Origin of the sequence: Haloarcula sp. CBA1127 (assembly GCF_001485575.1) — an archaeon.
In the GTDB taxonomy this organism is placed as follows: Archaea; Halobacteriota; Halobacteria; order Halobacteriales; family Haloarculaceae; genus Haloarcula.
This window is the reverse complement of the sequence record NZ_BCNB01000006.1, coordinates 1,751,915-1,767,723: the sequence shown is the minus strand read 5'-3', so window position 1 is coordinate 1,767,723 and position 15,809 is coordinate 1,751,915. Positions and strand designations below refer to the sequence as shown.

Here is a 15,809-nt window from a genome sequence, read left to right as displayed (position 1 = left end):
TGAGCTAGTATGTCAACAGGCAATGAAGTGATGCACGACGGCGTGATGAGTACCGGCGAGGATGCGCGCATCTTCCCGGATGTTGAGGCGTGTATCGACTGTGGTGGCTGTGTTGTCTCCTGTAAGCGTACGTGGGACGTCCCACGGGACGAACAGCGAATCAGTATTGCGACGATGCTCGAAGGCCAAGAAGCCGCATCGGGGCTCAACGCCAGCAGCGGCCAGGCGATGGGGCAGGGCGAGTCGCCCGGTGAAACCGCGGTGCCGATGCAGTGCTATCACTGTTCGAACGCGCCGTGCGTCTCGGTGTGCCCGACCGACTCGCTCATCTCGAAGGAGAATGGGTTTGTGCGGGTTCGTGACGACCTCTGTATCGGCTGCCAGTACTGCCTCTCGGCGTGTCCGTTCGGCGCGCCGCAGTTCCCCAGCGAGGACGAGGGAGTTGCCAATCTCGTCGGCAGCGGTGGCAACATGGACAAGTGTACCATGTGTGAGGAGCGTCAGGATGTCGGCAAAGGGCCGGCCTGCGCCGAGGAGTGTGCCACCGACGCCATCCTGGTCGGGACGCCAGCCCAGATATCGGACGAACTGGACAACAGGGACAGCGGCACGTTCTTCAACGACGTGGCTATGGACATCATCTTTGGCGAGGACGCCAGTGAGTTCCAATGACGAACACAGAAGACCTCCCGGAGGTGAACGGCTACAGCCGCGTCTCGGTGCTCATCAGCGCGGTCGCCGGCCTCGCTGTCGCGGCGCTGGCGCTGTTCTGGGCACAGGGATTCAGACTCGGCTATGAATCGCTGTACCGGGTCAACCCGAGCGTCGAGGGCGGCGGTATCGGCGCGGACTGGGTGTTCGGCAACACCATCCCCGCGCTCGATTTCCTCATCGCGCTCATCCACGCGGCCGATGTCATCCTCGGCGCGTTCATCCTCGTGATGGTGTTCATCCACTGGGCGGCGTTCCAGCGTCTGGCAGGCAAGATGCGGGAGCCGGGTGAGGAAACCAGCGAGGCCGTCGCGGCCGACGGTGGTTCGCCGGCCCGCGGCGATGGACAGGGAGGTGACGGCGCATGAGCAATCTCGACCACGGGAAGTTCACGCGCGTGACGACCCTGTTTCACTCACTGCTAGGGCTGGACGTGTTCCTGCTGTTTTTCACCGGCTACGCCATCATGTTCAACGACGAACTGTGGTGGATGCTGACGCTGATGGGTGGGGCTTCAGGCGTGACGGCGATCCACCGCATCACCGGCATCGGGCTGGTTGCACTCGTCATCTTCTGGATTACGCTCCAGCTTATCTCCTCGACCGGCCGGAGCAACTTCTCGAAAATCCTCCCGGCGAAAGACGACGTCGACGCGTTCATTCAGGATATCCAGTTCGTGCTCGGTCGAGCCGACGAACGACACCCGAGCGCGCGGCAGTTCGCCGGCTACAAGGCCGACGAGGTCCCGCTACTGTCCTACATCGGCAAAGGTGTCGTGGCGATTTTCTCCATCGAGCTGACCCTGCTTGCGATTTCGGGGCTGCTCATCTGGAGCAAAACCGGCCTCGCCGCGATGTTCCAGACCAAGGCGGCCGCGATGGCCTTCGTCACGTTCCACGGCCTGCTGGGCGTCATCATGCTGATGGGAGTCATGTTCCACATCTTCGAGCACGGGATGCACCCCGCCTTCTATCCCGTCGAGACGAAAGCGTTCATTCCCCGAAGCATGGTGCCTGAGCACCACGGCGACGACGATGAGGAGCCGGACACCACGGGAATCGAACGCCTCTCGCTGTCCCCGTCCTGGCGAACTGTCTCGACGATATTCGGCGCGATGACCGTCATCGGCATCGTCTCCGTGCTCATTGGGAGCATCTTCGACGAGGGCTATCCGGTGCCCCGCGAACTCGCCATCGGCGGCGGTCCGTCGAGCATCCTGTTGACTATCGGTATCAACGTCGGAATGGTCGTCCTCGGTGTCGGGCTCGTGCTGTCGATGTACGGAAACGTCCTGCGCATCCGCTGGGAACAGCAGCTCGAAGCAGAGCGAGAACCGCCGGCCGCGGCCGACGGGGGCGAGCCCCAGACCGACGGCGGCCAGCCTGAATCAGACGATAGCGAAAACTGAACCCACTGAGGGCCGTTTTTTCGCAGCTACGCGATGAGTGCCTGTCCTTCCGGCGACAGCTCAACGTCGACGTCCTGCCGGGTCTGTTCCTGAATCTGGTTCAGGTTCCGGGTCAGGACTTGGAGGATGTCCTTTGGCTCCGGGTAGACGAGCATATTACCGTCGCCGTCCTCCATGACCAGTTGTGTATCGGAGAGCGCGACCTGGTCGCCCTCGATGCTGGCGACGATGACATCCAGTGCTTCCGCGCCGCCGGGGTCACCTTCTGTCACCTTCGTAATATAGAGTGCATCGAGCCCAATGAGGTCCTTGTACTCGCGGACTTGTTCGGCACAGGCGACCATGTCCTGTGTCACCGCCGTCTTTTGGTCGTTCCCATGCTCTCCCTCGTAGCAGTGTTTACAGATTCGTAGTTCGAGACGCATGCCCCTGACTATGTGATTGGGTCTCATTACCGTTGTGGGGACGGACATTTGACCACCAGTGTTTACTGTACTGCTGTGGAATGGTATCACATGGCATCAGCGCTCAACGCAGTATATCTGGCACTGGTCGTCGTCGTCGGCATCATCGGAACGCTGTTCGTTGCAAGCATCAGGTCCGCCGACGTGCGGTCCCGGTGGCTCGAACTGTCATCCATTGGGGTCGTGGTACTGTTCCTGCTGGCTCTGGGCGTCCAGTTCCTCGCGTAACCGTGCACCCCTGATTTGTCGGGAGATACCGCCGGAACGATAGCTGCTGTTGCGTGGCTACCTGAGCAAAATATATGGGCGGATAGTTCATGCTCCCCGTTACTATTGACAAAATATAATCCCATCTACCCAAACCTATAGACGGATTTTGCACTATCGATTTTTCAGGGCCTGAATTAGGGCTATATTAGGCAGGACTGCATATAAAATCGATATTTGGAGACATTAGCTGTATGGCCGGGAGGTTTTGCTACTATTTCGAGCACAGCCAGTGATAGGAAACGCATAATCGATGTGTCTCGTCTGGAGTAACAGTAGTACATCCATTATTGAGATTGGGGTCGTGTCAGAGTCGTGGCCGTATCTCGTACCGAACGGTGTCAGATGGCGTTGGAAAGGCGTTCCCTCATCATGAACTGGACGTATGGACACCGTTCAGCAGCCAGAGCTAGGAACTGGCGGTTATCGAATGCAAGCAGGGACTTGTGCGCGTCGTGGAGCGAATACGTGCTGCAAACGCTTTCGATACGTACTTCCAATACCCTCTTGCCTGGTCTGCCTGTCCTGCAATCGCTGCCCGAGTACAGCGCTACTGTCGAAAATAGGCCGTTCAGGTATCGCGGCCACAAGACTGTAATACCGTTCACCGCTTCTGAACACTGCTGCTATGAATAGGTAACGTTCAGTTCGATAACGTTGGCGACCTCCAGTACTTTCTGTGGGAATTCTTCGCGGAACCGGTCGCCACGGAATCGATTTGTCGGCCCCGAAACGCTGATCGCACCGATAATTTCGTTATCGTGGTTGAGCACCGGGGCGGCGACACAGCGGAGCCCTTCGAGACGCTCCTCGTCGTCAAAGGCGACGCCGCGCTCTCGGACATCCGCTAGCTCTTGCTCCAGTTCCGCTCTGCCACTGATCGACTTGCTGGCCTCCCCACCGAGTCCGTGGCGGTCGACGATCGCATCAACCCGTTCGGTCGGCATGTGTGCGAGAATCGCTTTTCCCAGCGCTGTCGTATGAAGCGGAACGCGTGTTCCGACGTGGGCCTTCACCTGCACGGCTTTGTCTCCCCGAGCACGGTACAGGTACGACCCGCGGCCGTGTTCTTCGACGAGAATATTCGCGAGCTCGCCGGTTTCTTCCGCCAGCCGGTCGACCTCTGGCTTCGCAATCTCGAACAGCTTCTCCCGGTGGCGGGCGTACGCCCCCAGTTCTAGGAACCGAAGCCCGACCTCGTACACGCCGTCTCTGTTGACAACGTACTCTTCCTGTTCCAGCGTGCTCAGATAGTTGTGAACGGTACTCTTTGGGATGTCAAGGTGCTGGGCCAGTTCGGTGACACCGGCTCCGTCAAGATCTTTCAGTGCGTCAAGCACCTCGAACGTCGTCTCGGCGGATTTGACTGGGTTTTGAGCGGTTTTTGCCATACTCGGCCATGTCTCCCCTCGTACAAAACAGTTGTTCAAACATCTGGGACAGAGCGGCAGCCTCGACGGCACACTGGTTTTCTCACGGCATACCGATAGCAAATCACCGCACACTGAGGCACGTACGTCACAGCCGATTGTCGCAGGTAGGTATATCCGTGGAGCGTGCAGTCAGACGGAGGGCTGTGATAACTCCATCGGCGCAAACCTCCACCAGACCGACACACAGGCACGCAATCGGAACCAGTCGAGGGCCGAGTGGGGTATCACGCTGTGAAACCCTGTGCGCAGCGGTTACCAGACCGCCCGGTCCGATAGCCACTCAGACGACCGTAACTGAATTGTGTAGTGTTCCGATGGACTCGATGTCGATGGTGACTTCGTCCCCTTCTTGCAGCGTAAAATCGTCGTCGGGAACGAGCGAGGTCCCGGTAAGTAGCACTGACAGCTCGGGGACTGCGTTGTGCGCGGTGTAGTACGAAACGAGTTCCTCACAGGTGCGTTTCATCTCGCTGGTGTTGGTCTCCCCGTGGTAGACACGGTCTCCGTCGCGGTGAATCGACATCGAAAGTGCCAGCGAGTGCGGGTCTTCGATATCCGTGACGACGGCCGGGCCGACCGAACAACAGCGGTCGTACACCTTGGCCTGGGGGAGGTACAGCGGGTTTTCTCCCTCGATAGACCGACTGCTCATATCGTTGCCAACTGTGTAGCCGACGATGTCGCCCTCGTAGAGAACAATTGCAAGCTCGGGCTCGGGCACGTCCCAGTCTGAGTCGGCGCGGATGCCAACCGCTTCATCGGGGCCGACAGTCCGATTGGGCGTCGACTTGAAGAAAATTTCCGGCCGCTCCGCATCGTACACGTCAAGGTACATCTCCGGCGTGCCGCTTTCTTCTGTCCGCGCTTCTTCGCTGATCTGGTACGTGACGCCAGCGGCCCAGACTTCGTCGGCGGTGACGGGATCGGTAGTAGTGGCTTCGAGTCGTTGTTCGGACACTGCCTCAGCGGCATCGAGATGGCGGGCGCTGAGTTCGTCCGGTGCGGTATCCGCAATCGAGGCCGATTTGAGGAGGTCGCGGAACGTTCGAAGCTGCGGTTTGACGCTGGTCAAATCATACACACCGTCCCCAGTTTCGACCGCTAACCGCTGTGAGTTCCCGTCACGTAGCTGGTAGTACCTCATACAGAGTTGCAAACTGCAACAATACATGAATCTTGTGCTGGCAACGGTATGCTTCTTGCCTGTCGGGAAAGCACTACCGTCGGCTGGCAACCCATTCCCAATCGGGCGAGCTGCCGTTCAGCAATACGGAACACTACGAATGACAGACGTACAGACGTTATTCTGGTATCCCAGTGAGCGTGTCGTGAGACACATACTCACCGCTCCCAAGCCCACTTCTGCAACGGAGAGTGATGATACTGGGACGGTTCCGTGTAAGGCCGCCGTTCAGTAGTTCAGTTCCTATCCAATACACAATTATCGGACTAATATCAATATGATATCAACGAGACTCCGCTCTGTCACCATCCGTTCAATATGTATTTCTAACGAGCCACAAACACCTCTAAATTTGCACGTGAGCTCTCCAAGCGTCACCTGTGCGTTTACCACCATATTCAGATTTTTGCTACCCAATTTCGCGCATATATGTACTTATATCACCTTCTCATCTCAATAGCGCCCTATACAAACCTACTTTCACTACAGCCTACTCAGGTACCTGAAAGATGCGGACAGTATCTCGCTTTCCGTCTATTGAATCTACCTCGGTAAGTCCACAGTCTGTGAACACCGCATTCCAGTCCCGGTAATACAGCGGGACGTTGTCATCGACGTAGTTTACTTCACCCGGGTCGCCACCTTCGTTCTCAACGGTAATCAACAGGTCATCTACGATCCGTGCCAGTTCCTCGAACGCCCAGTCGACGTCTGGATGGAGGTGCTGCAGTGTTTCGACAGAGAAAATGACATCGTACGTGTCGTCCGCGACATCTGTGACGAACTCCTCGATAGCCATCGCGTGGAACGAGCCGGTGGCTGCGAGGTCGGGATACGTCTCAGCAAGGACATCTAACGCATCGGCGTTGATATCGACGCCGGTCAAATCCGAGTAGCCAGCGTCAGCCAGCGCAGCGAGGTGCCGCCCAGAGCTGCAGCCAACCTCCAGCACAGCCGCGTCCTGCTCGACATGCTCTGCGAGTATCGACTGCACTAGCTCACTCGTCTCGTCCGCTCCATAGTAGGCATAATACGCGGGAGAGTATTCGCCGGACCGCTCGGCCCATTCCTCCCGAATGTCGGTAGAGTCCACGGTAAAGTCGGGAGGGGAAGACGGAAAGTTCTGCCGGATCGGGTGTGTCGACGGTGACCGAAAGACGCAACAGCCACCCAGGCGACCGATATGCCATGGTCTGGACAGTGATGCCGGACTTCGAGGGGTACGACGAGGCCCACGATCAGTTCACCTGGGACCTACCGACGTCGTATAATCCGGCGGTCGATTTTCTGCAAAAACACGACGATCTCGACAGGGTGGCGCTCGAACAGGCGTACCCCGACGGGCGGCGCGAGCAGTACACGTTCCGCGAACTGGACGAGCTATCGGACAGACTCGCCGCGGGGCTGGCCGGACTCGGTGTCGAGGCCGGCGACCGCGTCGGCGTCGTCGTGCCACAGAACCCACAGAACCCGATCACGCACCTGGCGAACTGGAAGCTTGGGGCCGTCTCGGTCCCGCTGACGGTCCTGTTCGGGACGGACGCGCTCCAGTACCGGCTGGACGACGCCGGTGTGTCTGTGGCCGTTATCGACCCGGCCGTGCGCGACGATATCGACGCAATCCGGGACGACTGTCCAGCGTTGGAACACGTCGTCGAAATCGAAACCGACGCGCCGGCTGGTGATGTCCACGCCTTCGAGGACGTGCTCGCCGCGCCGGAAAACACCGACATCGAACCGTATGACTCCACGCCGGACACCGACACGGCGATACTGTACACGAGCGGGTCGACGGGGCCGCCGAAAGGCGTCCGGCACTCACACGCGCTCTGGCTCGGACGTGCCGCAGCCGCGTACAACTTCTTCGATCAAGGGCTGGGACCGGACGCGACGGTCTGGACGCCCGCGGACTGGGCCTGGGGCGCGGCGCTCGGCGGGACCCTCTTCGCGACGTGGCACCACGGCGGGACCATCGTCGGCTATCCCGCATCGGGGTTCGAGGCCGACGACGCGTTCGGCCTTCTCTCAGAGTTCGATGTCACTCAGTTGTTCATGCCGGCCACCGCCCTCCGAATGCTGATGGACGTCGAGGACCCGACAGCGGCGTACGACCTCGCCATCGAGACGTTTGCCGTCGGCGGCGAGTCGTTGACCCCGGAAATCGTCGACTGGGTGGCGGAGACGTTTGACTCGGTCACCATCAACGAGTTCTACGGTCAGACAGAACTGAATCTCGTCGTCGCCAACAACTCGAACTGGTTCGACACACAGCCCAGCAGCATGGGCAAGCCGTTACCGGGGTATGACCTGGCGATTCTGGACCCCGACGCCGCCGACAGCGGCGTTGCTGAGCCACTCTCAGCCGGTGAACTCGGCGAGATAGCGGTGCGGCCACACGATCGCTCGGTGTTTTTCGACGAGTACTGGAATATGCCGGAGAAGACGGCGGCCAAGGAGGTCGACGGCTGGTTCGTCACCGGCGACTTGGCACGACAGGACGACGACGGCTACGTCTGGTTCAAATCGCGCAAGGACGACGTTATCATCACCAGTGGCTACCGCGTCGGGCCGATGGAGGTCGAGAGCGCGATTCTCGAACACCCCGACGCAGTTCAGGCGGGCGTCATCGGTGTGCCAGACGACACCCGGGGCGAAATCATCAAGGCGTACGTGGAAGCATCGGCCGATGCGCCGGCCCACGAGACGCTCCGGTCGGAAATCCAGTCCGTCGTCAGAGAGCACCTTGCCGAGTACGAATACCCCCGCGAGATCGAGTTCGCTGATGCGTTGCCACAGACGACAAGCGGGAAAATCCGCCGGAAAGAGTTGCAGGCGTGGAATGCCGACGACAGCGCTGGCGAGTCGCCGTAGTCTCAAGTGTCGCCGCCGATAGCCGATAGATGGACGAAATCAGTTAATCACCACTAATATTGACGACGACAGGCTGAAAAGCAGTCCGTTTATACAAATATACGAATAGAAAGGCGAATTACTTTCCTATATTCTCATATCTGTCACTATATACCGGATATAGGATAAGATATGTCTGCCATTGGGAATTTCGTATAGATAGGGCACCACCATTTACATTCAACTATCGGCTTTTCTCGTAATATGTACTGAGAGGTCTCCGCAAAAACGCCTGCAGTACGACTGTTCACGGGTAGTGACTGTAGGTATGAATGGAACGGACAGCCAGGATGGCCCGGCGTTCGGACGCGGGTAATCCCGTTTGCCTCCTCCACCCCGCGACCCCACGAGCGACGGGTGTTCGATGGTCCGCTGCTCACTTCCGTGCCTGGCGGAGTGCCATCGTTTAACCACGTGGGCGCACCCCTGCAGGTGCGACCACGCGGACCGCCGTCCCCGTGGGACGAGGCTTCCACGTTAGCTCACGGGGTCCACGTCCGTCAGACCGGACGCCCCCGGTGTTCGGTCCCCGCTCAAGACCACAGTGCGGGCAAGGAGGGGGGCCTAGCCCCCCGACCTAGTCCATCTGAAAGTCCGCCGCCGCCCCATAAGGGCCTTTCGGATGCGCCCACAGACCGCTGGACGACGCGCCGGTGGACAGACCGGCCTACAGCAGGTCCAGCGCCCGCGCGAACCATGTCCCACCGAGCGGGATGAGGAGGCCCGCGATGACGACACCCCAGCGGTGGTGCTCCATCAGCGTCGACTCAGTCAGTCCCAGCACGAGGCTCTCGGGGACGGTGACCGCCCAGAGGACACTGAGGGCGACGATGAATACGCCCATGCCGATGCTCGCGCCCGCCGCGACGCTCGGGTCCGACCGCCCCTCGCGGCCGGCCGCCAGCACGATGATGCAAACAAGCGCGAATACCCCGGGTAGTAGCGGGGATAGCGCCCCCGAACTGTAGTACGCCCCGACGGCACTCGCTGTTTCGACGAGGCTGTATGGGACCGCGAGTACAAGGAGATACAGAACGCACCCGACGATGCCGACAGTCGGAGCGAGCCGCAAGTCGTCCATATCGTCGCTCGGTCCGGCGGCGTCTTAACAGCGACGTTCGAGCGAAACGAGGAAATGTCGGCTCGCCGTAGCCGAGGCCATGGGACTGGGTTCCACCGCGAAAAAGATACAGAAGGTTGCCGACATCGCCGAGGACCTCTACAAGAAGGTCAACGAGCTGAAGACGCAGCTTGAGGACTTGCGAAGCACTGTCGACGAGACAAACACCCGCGTCGACGGGATGGAGCAGGAACTGGCCGAACAGCGCGCGCTCATCGAGGCACTCGCCGAAGAACGGGGCGTCGACACAGAGGCGGTCGTGGCCGAGGTCGCCGCTGACACTGATTCTGACACAGCTGAAGCGGTCTCGGAGTAATCACGTGACCGCGGTCCCATGGCGCGGCGGAACCGGTTGGTTTAAACCATAACACCATCATACCATTGTACGTAGGGCGCTTAGCTCAGCTTGGACAGAGTGCTTGGCTTCGGACCAAACCGTCGGGGGTTCAAATCCCTCAGCGCCCGTGACTTTTGTGCGAACGACAGTGAGCACCGAGAAGCGTCGGCTGAGGGATTTGTATCCGGGAGGAGCCTGTTCCGACCGTGGCTCAAATCCCTCAGCTACCGTAGCATCTTGCTGCGAGCGGTTCGTCAGCAGCAAAAAGCCATCTGAGGAAGTCATGTCTACGCGAATGACAGTGAGGTGTCCGTCCTACTTTTCGGGAAGCGAATACGGAAAGAGCCGGCACGGAGATTCCAAACCACACGTAGCGTCGCACAGATCGTAAAACGTCGGTGTGTCGTGGTCTCTTATGACGATATCGCGTCAGTGGTGATCAGTCGTCGGCCGGTTCCACGACGCCGTCGAGCCCGGACATCTCCAGCCCGCCGCCGATGGTCCGGTTCGGGTACGGCATATTGATGTCCTCGGCGTCGAAGCGTTGCTTGACTGACTTGACGTATTCAGCGCGTGTCTTGACGAAGTCGGACCGACTCGGGTTCTTGATCCAGATACGGGACTGCAGTCCGACAGAGGAATCACCGAGTTCAACGAGGCGAACCGAGGGCTCGGGGTCGTCCATAATCTCCGGGTGTGCCCTAGCCTCGTCGAGAATGATTTCGGTCGCTTCGTCGATGTCGTCGTCGTAGTCGATGCCGAACACGAACTTCAAGCGGAGTTGGTCCTTGGCGACAGGGTTCTTAATAACGCCATCGGTTAGATTCGAGTTCGGCACGGTCAGCAGTTCGTTGTCGAAGGTCCGGACGCGGGTAACACGAAGGCTAATGTCCTCAACGACGCCGGAGTTGCCATCCCACTCGATCCAGTCGCCGATCCGGAACGGCTTGTCGGTGTAGATGAACACGCCGGCGACGAAGTTCTGGAGGACATCCTGCATCGCGAAGCCGATGGCCAGCGTCGCCGCCGCGGCGATAGTCGCCAGCGACTGCAGGAAGTTCCCGTACTCGGCCATCCCGAAGGCGACAGAGATGGCGACGAACACGATACCGATGCTGACGACCTTCTTCAGCGGTCGCCGCGCGTGGGTATCGAGGTCGCGCGACTTGAGCGAGCGGTCGACGATGGGCAGGACAATCGCCTTCCCCAGGATGTAGACGAGGACGAAGACGACGACGAAAACCACCGCTGAGGCGATGGAGCCGGCGGCTGGGACGCCAAACCCGTTGAGCAGGTCGGCGAGCGGTTGGACCTGCATCATTTCTCGAACACCGCGGTGTGGCCCCGGACCTGAATCACGTCAGCATTGACCATCTCAGCCAGGTCGTCGGCGAGTTCCTCGGCTGTTGTGCCGCCCCTGGACGACCGAAGGAACTTCACCTTCACGAGGTCTGTGTTCTCCAGTTGGTCGTCGAGTTCGTCTGCGACGGATTCGATGCCGTGTTTGCCGACGCGAAGCGTCGCGTCGAGGTCGTGTATCCGCGATTGTCGAGAAGAATCACTCATGTACACCGTTTAGCGAGGACAGCCCCTTAAAACCAGTAGTCGTAAAGAATCCTCAGTCGTACGGGTAGCGGGACTGTGACCCACAGTCACACGTGATGACGACATGGCCGGACTGAGTTCGAGACCGGGCGTTGTGGCCGTGCAGGAGGTACGTATCGCAGGCGTCACACGTCGACCGCTCAAACGACCGCGGCAGGCGCAGGCGGTGGCGTTCAGCGACACGCCGAGCACGTCGGACGTACGACCGGGCGCGCTCCTCGTTGCCGGCCTGCACGGCCTCGCGAGCGAGCGACTGGAGGCGCTCGATACGCTCGCGGGCGATGGTCGCCTCGTCCGTCATTGGCGGTACTGTGTCGGCGGCGGGAAAATGCCTTCCGAACGAGCTAGCAGATGTGAGGTCATAGTTTGGAAACTTTGTGAACAGCCAGAAAGTCCTACCCTGTAGTTGTTTGACCAGCCGAAAAGGGTCGGGAACCTCTCTGCGTATCAGGTCCGTTTTTTGGGTGAAGTCGATAGGATTTTCGGCCCCGGCGGAGTTGCCCGAGACGTGCGCGTCCTGAATTATCTCGAACTAGCCGACCGCCTCGACCGGTCGGGCATCGGCACCGCCGTGGACCACCAGCGGGCGGCGCTGTCCGAAACCGACATCGAGGTCGAAACGACGCCCTGGCAGGAGGGCCATCCGGCGTGGGCGCTGGGTGGCAATATCGCGTTCAACGACCCGATGTTCCGCGAGTTCGACATCGCTCACTGCAACATGATCGGACCCGGCTCCGTCGCCGTGGCCCGATACGCGGCGCAGGCAGACATCCCGCTCGTTCTCCACGCCCACGTCACCCGCGAGGATTTCCGGGATAGCTTCCGCGGGTCGAACCTGATCGCGCCGGCGCTGGGGCGCTACCTCCGGTGGTTTTACTCGCAGGCCGACCTCGTGCTCTGTCCCTCTGAGTACACGAAGGGTATCCTCGAATCGTATCCGGTTGATGTGCCGATACGGCCGATGACAAACGGCGTCGACATCGACGCGCTGGCGGGCCACGAGGACCTGCGCGAGGACTACCGACGGCGCTACGACCTGGACGGGATGGTCGTCTTCGCCGTCGGCAACGTCTTCGAGCGCAAGGGGCTGACGACGTTCTGTGAACTCGCCCAGGCGACGGAGCACGACTTCGCGTGGTTTGGCCCATACGACGCCGGGCCACAGGCCTCCAAGACTGTCTCCCGGTGGGTGAACGACCCGCCCGAGAACGTGACCTTTACCGGGTGGATCGAAGACATCCGCGGCGCGTTCGGGGCCGGCGACGTGTACCTGTTCCCGACGAAGGCCGAGAATCAGGGCATCGCTGTGCTGGAGGCGATGGCCTGCGGGAAGGCGGTCGTCCTCTCGGACATTCCTGTGTTCCGGGAGTACTACGAGGACGGTCACGACTGTCTTATTTGCGCGGACGAGGCCGAGTTCCGCGAAGCGCTGGAGCGCCTCGCCGAGAACCCCGACCTGCGGGAACGGCTTGGTGAGAACGCCAAAGAGACAGCCAGAGAACACAGCTTAGACCGGGTCGGTCGGCGGCTGGTCGAGACATACGAAGAGCTGGCCTGAGTGTCGTTCGAAGCGGACAGTTGTTATGTTGAGAGCGGTTCGCTGGTAACAGATATCGTTGATGAGCGCCGCCAGACGACCGCGACCAGCGCCGCGCCGACCAGCACCAGCGCGCCGGCGACGGCGAACGCCAGCAGGAAGTCGCCGCCGCCGAGCCAGCCGCCGAGTATCGACCCGACACCGCTCGCGAGCCCGGAGATAGCGGTGTACAGCCCGAGCGCCTCGCCGCGAATTGCCGGCGGTGCGAGCTGGGTGACGACGCTGGCCGCAGTAACGGCGATGACAGCCCAAGCAACGCCGATGAGGGCGAACACGACACCGTTGACCGCTGTGCCGACAAGCGTGGCCGGGAGGAGCAGTCCCACAGCGGCAACAGCCGGATGGAGCGCCGCGCGGGCGAGCAAGCCCCCGACCTGAAGCCCGCGCGGGTCGTACCGCTCGGCGAGCGAGCCAGCGCGGTCATACCATAGTGCCGAGCCGACGCTGGAGACGAGATACAGCGCGAAGACGAGTCCCGATTCGTAGCCGAGCGTCCGCGAGAGATACAGCGGCAACGGTCCCCAGAACACGCCGAAGCCGACGAAGAAGACGATGACAGCGCCAAAATAGATTGTCAGCGACGGGGAGAACCGGGCCGCGACCTCTCGGGGGTGTAGCGACCGCGTGAGCCAGTACAGTCGGCCCGGACCGCCAGGGAACGTCGCGCTCCGGACCGGCAGCCGACGTGACCGGGCGATAGCCCGCGCCATCCGACTGCCCCGCGGCCGGTCGAGTTCGTCGGGATCGGACGGCAGCCACTTCGCCGCGAGAAACGCTGACAGGCCGACGGCGGCCGCACACACCCACAGTAGCGACTGTTGAGCGACAATCTCTCCGAGTGGTCTAGAGAGCAACGCTGTCCACACGAGGCCGAGGACTAACCCACCGGCCCACCCCCAGCCCTGGTAGCGGTTCAGGATGGCGAACCGCGCCGGCCAGTCCCGCTCGACGGTCCCTGCGGTGACAAGCAGGGTCAGTACCGGCGCGACAGCGCCCGCTGCGAACCACAGCAGGCCGTTGCCGGCGATGACAAGCCACGGCTCCTCGGTAAGTGAGACGAGCACCAGCGCGAGGGTCGCCAACCCCAGTGCGAGCAGGACGAGCGACCGGCGCTTCCCCGTTTTGTCGGCGATGCGTCCGAAGATGAGTGCGCCCGGCGCACCCGCGGCGGCAGCCACCCCGGCGAGAACGCCCAGCATGAACGTCTCGCCGCCGATGGCAACGAAATACAGCGGAACAAGCAGTGAGCCCGCGCCCAGTGCAACCGACGCGAGTGCCCAGGCGTACAGCCAGCCGTCCCGGTCCATTACCCACAATCCACCGCGGTCTCTGAAAAGCACTCTGGCGGCTGTCGGACGGTGACAGCCGTCTGACGTGTGGCTTGCCAATGGCAACGGTTTAAGCCCTGGTCCTGCTACGCCGCGGCGATGGCACTGCCGCACGTCGCGACGTTTACCGACACGTACCTCCCGACCGTCAATGGGGTGACCTACACGGTCGAGACGTGGCGGGACCGCTGGCGCGACCGCGGCGGTCGCATGGGCGTGGTTTACCCGGAAAGCAATCACGACCCGTCCGAGAACGAGTACCCCGTCCGGAGCCTTCCATTCCCGTTCTACGAGGGGTTTCGGCTCGGGATGCCACAGATACCGAAGGGCGTCCGGGACGCCGAACTGGTCCACGCCCACACGCCGTTCAGCCTCGGGATGGCGGGCCAGCGACTCGCAGGAAAGCTCGATATCCCGTTCGTCGCGTCGTATCACACGCCCACGAGCGAGTACGCCGAGTACGTCTCCTTCAACGGCGCTGTCGAGTCAGCGGTCCGCTCCAGCGCCGAGAGCTACGAACGCTGGTTCCTTGGCCGCGCTGACACCGTTATCGCACCAAGCGAGCGCGCAGCGACCCATCTCCGGGAGTCTATCGACCTCGACACGACAGTGACTGTCGTTCCGAACGGCGTCGACACGACCGTGTTCGAACCGGCCGACACAACTGCGTTCCGTGAGCGCTACGACCTCCCCGACGGCCCTATCGTCGGCTACACCGGCCGCCACGGCTACGAGAAGTGCCTCGAAGACATCATCACCGCCTGCGAGGGGCTGGACGTGACTGTCGTGTTCGCCGGTGACGGCCCGGCACGTAAATCGCTCGAAGCGACGGCCGAGCACAGCGACGTCGACGTGCGCTTTCTCGGATTTCTCGACCGTGAGGAACTGCCCGAACTGTACTCGGCGCTCGACGTGTTCGCGTTCCCCAGCCCCGTGGAGACGCAGGGTCTGGTCGCGCTGGAGGCAAACTGCTGTGGGACGCCTGTTGCCGGCGTCGACGCCGGTGCACTCAGCGACACTATCGAGGACGGCGAAACCGGCTACACCTACGACGAAGGCGACATCGATGGCTTCCGCCGGGCTATCGAGCGCGTCCTCAACGAGCGGGAGCATCTTCGAGAGCGCTGTCTCGCCCGACGGGATGTGATCAGCGTCGAGCACGCTATCGACAAACTGGCCGACGTGTACGACAACGTGCTGTAGCCGTCATCCGCGCGGCGTCTGATTCGCACGACTCAGGCCCGCGAGTGCGACCAACCGATACCGAACGCGAGCCCGTTGAGCGTGCCAAGCAACATTCCGAGATAGAAATCCCCCAGTGACACGGCCAGTATCAGGCCGGCCCCGATGCCCAGCGCCAGTCCCTTCAGGACCGTCGGCCAGTGGAGCCAGCTCAATCGGCCGTCAGCAGCGTCGCTCATACGCTCTCTCGGGCTGCCGCCGAGT

Annotated in this window: 18 protein-coding genes, 1 tRNA gene and 1 other RNA gene; 9 read left to right on the top strand and 11 right to left on the bottom strand. The window is 61.2% G+C overall.

Features of this window, described 5'->3' with window-relative positions:
• Nucleotides 1-9: 9 nt before the first annotated feature.
• Genes AV059_RS13610 through AV059_RS13600 form a run of 3 tightly spaced genes read left to right on the top strand, consistent with a single transcriptional unit; the run spans nucleotide 10 to nucleotide 2,119 of the window.
• The gene (locus AV059_RS13610; protein ID WP_058995203.1) at nucleotides 10-672 is read left to right on the top strand and encodes a 4Fe-4S dicluster domain-containing protein; all 663 of its coding nucleotides are present in this window, start codon (nucleotides 10-12) and stop codon (nucleotides 670-672) included.
• A complete protein-coding gene (locus tag AV059_RS13605) occupies nucleotides 669-1,079 on the top strand; it encodes a hypothetical protein (protein WP_058995201.1) in 411 nt (136 codons plus the stop codon). The genes AV059_RS13610 and AV059_RS13605 overlap by 4 nt, the downstream gene beginning before the upstream one ends.
• Nucleotides 1,076-2,119: a cytochrome b/b6 domain-containing protein gene (locus AV059_RS13600; protein ID WP_058995199.1), complete on the top strand. Its 1,044-nt coding sequence runs from the start codon at nucleotides 1,076-1,078 to the stop codon at nucleotides 2,117-2,119. Before AV059_RS13605 ends, AV059_RS13600 begins: the two co-directional genes overlap by 4 nt.
• 26 nt (nucleotides 2,120-2,145) lie before the next feature.
• Here AV059_RS13600 and AV059_RS13595 read toward each other — a convergent pair whose 3' ends face one another.
• Nucleotides 2,146-2,544, bottom strand: a complete 399-nt coding sequence (locus AV059_RS13595) for a hypothetical protein (RefSeq protein WP_004956867.1) — start codon at nucleotides 2,542-2,544, stop codon at nucleotides 2,146-2,148.
• A gap of 90 nt (nucleotides 2,545-2,634) precedes the next feature.
• Here AV059_RS13595 and AV059_RS22435 point away from each other — a divergent pair, with 90 nt between their 5' ends.
• Nucleotides 2,635-2,811, top strand: a complete 177-nt coding sequence (locus AV059_RS22435) for a hypothetical protein (protein ID WP_195156658.1) — start codon at nucleotides 2,635-2,637, stop codon at nucleotides 2,809-2,811.
• Between the two features lie 665 nt (nucleotides 2,812-3,476).
• Here AV059_RS22435 and AV059_RS13590 read toward each other — a convergent pair.
• From AV059_RS13590 to AV059_RS13580, 3 genes are all read right to left on the bottom strand, one after another.
• Nucleotides 3,477-4,241, bottom strand: a complete 765-nt coding sequence (locus tag AV059_RS13590; protein WP_058995197.1) for an IclR family transcriptional regulator — start codon at nucleotides 4,239-4,241, stop codon at nucleotides 3,477-3,479.
• 322 nt (nucleotides 4,242-4,563) lie between these two features.
• Entirely contained in the window at nucleotides 4,564-5,427 is an 864-nt protein-coding gene (locus AV059_RS13585; protein WP_058995195.1) for a fumarylacetoacetate hydrolase family protein, read from the bottom strand.
• Between the two features lie 529 nt (nucleotides 5,428-5,956).
• Complete coding sequence (locus tag AV059_RS13580; RefSeq protein ID WP_058995192.1) at nucleotides 5,957-6,559, bottom strand: bifunctional 2-polyprenyl-6-hydroxyphenol methylase/3-demethylubiquinol 3-O-methyltransferase UbiG; 603 nt, start codon at nucleotides 6,557-6,559, stop codon at nucleotides 5,957-5,959.
• 95 nt (nucleotides 6,560-6,654) lie between these two features.
• On the opposite strand from AV059_RS13580, the gene AV059_RS13575 reads away from it, so the two are divergent.
• Nucleotides 6,655-8,337 carry an acyl-CoA synthetase gene (locus tag AV059_RS13575; protein WP_058995190.1) on the top strand — a complete coding sequence of 561 codons (1,683 nt, stop codon included), beginning with the start codon at nucleotides 6,655-6,657 and terminating at the stop codon, nucleotides 8,335-8,337.
• Nucleotides 8,338-8,651: 314 nt separating this feature from the next.
• Here AV059_RS13575 and ffs read toward each other — a convergent pair.
• Nucleotides 8,652-8,964, bottom strand: an RNA gene (gene ffs / locus AV059_RS21635) — signal recognition particle sRNA.
• Between the two features lie 79 nt (nucleotides 8,965-9,043).
• Nucleotides 9,044-9,457, bottom strand: coding sequence for a hypothetical protein (locus tag AV059_RS13570; RefSeq protein WP_058995189.1), 414 nt, complete (start codon nucleotides 9,455-9,457; stop codon nucleotides 9,044-9,046).
• A gap of 79 nt (nucleotides 9,458-9,536) precedes the next feature.
• Here AV059_RS13570 and AV059_RS13565 point away from each other — a divergent pair, with 79 nt between their 5' ends.
• Nucleotides 9,537-9,812 carry a DUF5798 family protein gene (locus AV059_RS13565; RefSeq protein ID WP_005538442.1) on the top strand — a complete coding sequence of 92 codons (276 nt, stop codon included), beginning with the start codon at nucleotides 9,537-9,539 and terminating at the stop codon, nucleotides 9,810-9,812.
• Between the two features lie 74 nt (nucleotides 9,813-9,886).
• Nucleotides 9,887-9,961 (top strand) — tRNA-Arg (locus tag AV059_RS13560).
• A gap of 311 nt (nucleotides 9,962-10,272) precedes the next feature.
• On the opposite strand, the gene AV059_RS13555 is transcribed toward AV059_RS13560, so the two are convergent.
• The 3 genes from AV059_RS13555 to AV059_RS13545 are packed head-to-tail and all read right to left on the bottom strand — an operon-like array spanning nucleotide 10,273 to nucleotide 11,739.
• Entirely contained in the window at nucleotides 10,273-11,151 is an 879-nt protein-coding gene (locus AV059_RS13555; RefSeq protein WP_058995187.1) for a mechanosensitive ion channel family protein, read from the bottom strand.
• Nucleotides 11,151-11,399, bottom strand: coding sequence for a YhbY family RNA-binding protein (locus tag AV059_RS13550; protein WP_004591849.1), 249 nt, complete (start codon nucleotides 11,397-11,399; stop codon nucleotides 11,151-11,153). Before AV059_RS13550 ends, AV059_RS13555 begins: the two co-directional genes overlap by 1 nt.
• Before the next feature lie 52 nt (nucleotides 11,400-11,451).
• On the bottom strand, nucleotides 11,452-11,739 hold the full coding sequence (locus AV059_RS13545; RefSeq protein ID WP_005538431.1) for a ribonuclease P protein component 4: 288 nt from the start codon (nucleotides 11,737-11,739) through the stop codon (nucleotides 11,452-11,454).
• A 207-nt stretch (nucleotides 11,740-11,946) separates the two neighbouring features.
• On the opposite strand from AV059_RS13545, the gene AV059_RS13540 reads away from it, so the two are divergent.
• Entirely contained in the window at nucleotides 11,947-12,996 is a 1,050-nt protein-coding gene (locus AV059_RS13540; RefSeq protein ID WP_058995185.1) for a glycosyltransferase family 4 protein, read from the top strand.
• A gap of 23 nt (nucleotides 12,997-13,019) precedes the next feature.
• On the opposite strand, the gene AV059_RS13535 is transcribed toward AV059_RS13540, so the two are convergent.
• Nucleotides 13,020-14,603 carry an MFS transporter gene (locus tag AV059_RS13535; RefSeq protein WP_369815293.1) on the bottom strand — a complete coding sequence of 528 codons (1,584 nt, stop codon included), beginning with the start codon at nucleotides 14,601-14,603 and terminating at the stop codon, nucleotides 13,020-13,022.
• Here AV059_RS13535 and AV059_RS13530 point away from each other — a divergent pair.
• Entirely contained in the window at nucleotides 14,520-15,566 is a 1,047-nt protein-coding gene (locus AV059_RS13530; RefSeq protein ID WP_369815301.1) for a glycosyltransferase, read from the top strand. The two genes, AV059_RS13535 and AV059_RS13530, sit on opposite strands and share 84 nt — an antisense overlap.
• Before the next feature lie 32 nt (nucleotides 15,567-15,598).
• Here AV059_RS13530 and AV059_RS13525 read toward each other — a convergent pair whose 3' ends face one another.
• Nucleotides 15,599-15,784 (bottom strand): hypothetical protein, encoded by a 186-nt coding sequence (locus AV059_RS13525; RefSeq protein ID WP_058995180.1) that lies wholly within the window; start codon nucleotides 15,782-15,784, stop codon nucleotides 15,599-15,601.
• Between the last annotated feature and the right edge of the window lie 25 nt (nucleotides 15,785-15,809).

Bases quoted from the DNA above. Each gene is read 5' to 3' on its own strand.
- AV059_RS13610 (WP_058995203.1), top strand. From the start codon at position 10: ATGTCAACAGGCAATGAAGTGATGCACGACGGCGTGATGAGTACCGGC.
- AV059_RS13605 (WP_058995201.1), top strand. From the start codon at position 669: ATGACGAACACAGAAGACCTCCCGGAGGTGAACGGCTACAGCCGCGTC.
- AV059_RS13600 (WP_058995199.1), top strand. From the start codon at position 1,076: ATGAGCAATCTCGACCACGGGAAGTTCACGCGCGTGACGACCCTGTTT.
- AV059_RS13595 (WP_004956867.1), bottom strand. From the start codon at position 2,544: ATGCGTCTCGAACTACGAATCTGTAAACACTGCTACGAGGGAGAGCAT.
- AV059_RS22435 (WP_195156658.1), top strand. From the start codon at position 2,635: ATGGCATCAGCGCTCAACGCAGTATATCTGGCACTGGTCGTCGTCGTC.
- AV059_RS13590 (WP_058995197.1), bottom strand. From the start codon at position 4,241: ATGGCAAAAACCGCTCAAAACCCAGTCAAATCCGCCGAGACGACGTTC.
- AV059_RS13585 (WP_058995195.1), bottom strand. From the start codon at position 5,427: ATGAGGTACTACCAGCTACGTGACGGGAACTCACAGCGGTTAGCGGTC.
- AV059_RS13575 (WP_058995190.1), top strand. From the start codon at position 6,655: ATGGTCTGGACAGTGATGCCGGACTTCGAGGGGTACGACGAGGCCCAC.
- AV059_RS13570 (WP_058995189.1), bottom strand. From the start codon at position 9,457: ATGGACGACTTGCGGCTCGCTCCGACTGTCGGCATCGTCGGGTGCGTT.
- AV059_RS13565 (WP_005538442.1), top strand. From the start codon at position 9,537: ATGGGACTGGGTTCCACCGCGAAAAAGATACAGAAGGTTGCCGACATC.
- AV059_RS13555 (WP_058995187.1), bottom strand. From the start codon at position 11,151: ATGCAGGTCCAACCGCTCGCCGACCTGCTCAACGGGTTTGGCGTCCCA.
- AV059_RS13550 (WP_004591849.1), bottom strand. From the start codon at position 11,399: ATGAGTGATTCTTCTCGACAATCGCGGATACACGACCTCGACGCGACG.
- AV059_RS13545 (WP_005538431.1), bottom strand. From the start codon at position 11,739: ATGACGGACGAGGCGACCATCGCCCGCGAGCGTATCGAGCGCCTCCAG.
- AV059_RS13525 (WP_058995180.1), bottom strand. From the start codon at position 15,784: ATGAGCGACGCTGCTGACGGCCGATTGAGCTGGCTCCACTGGCCGACG.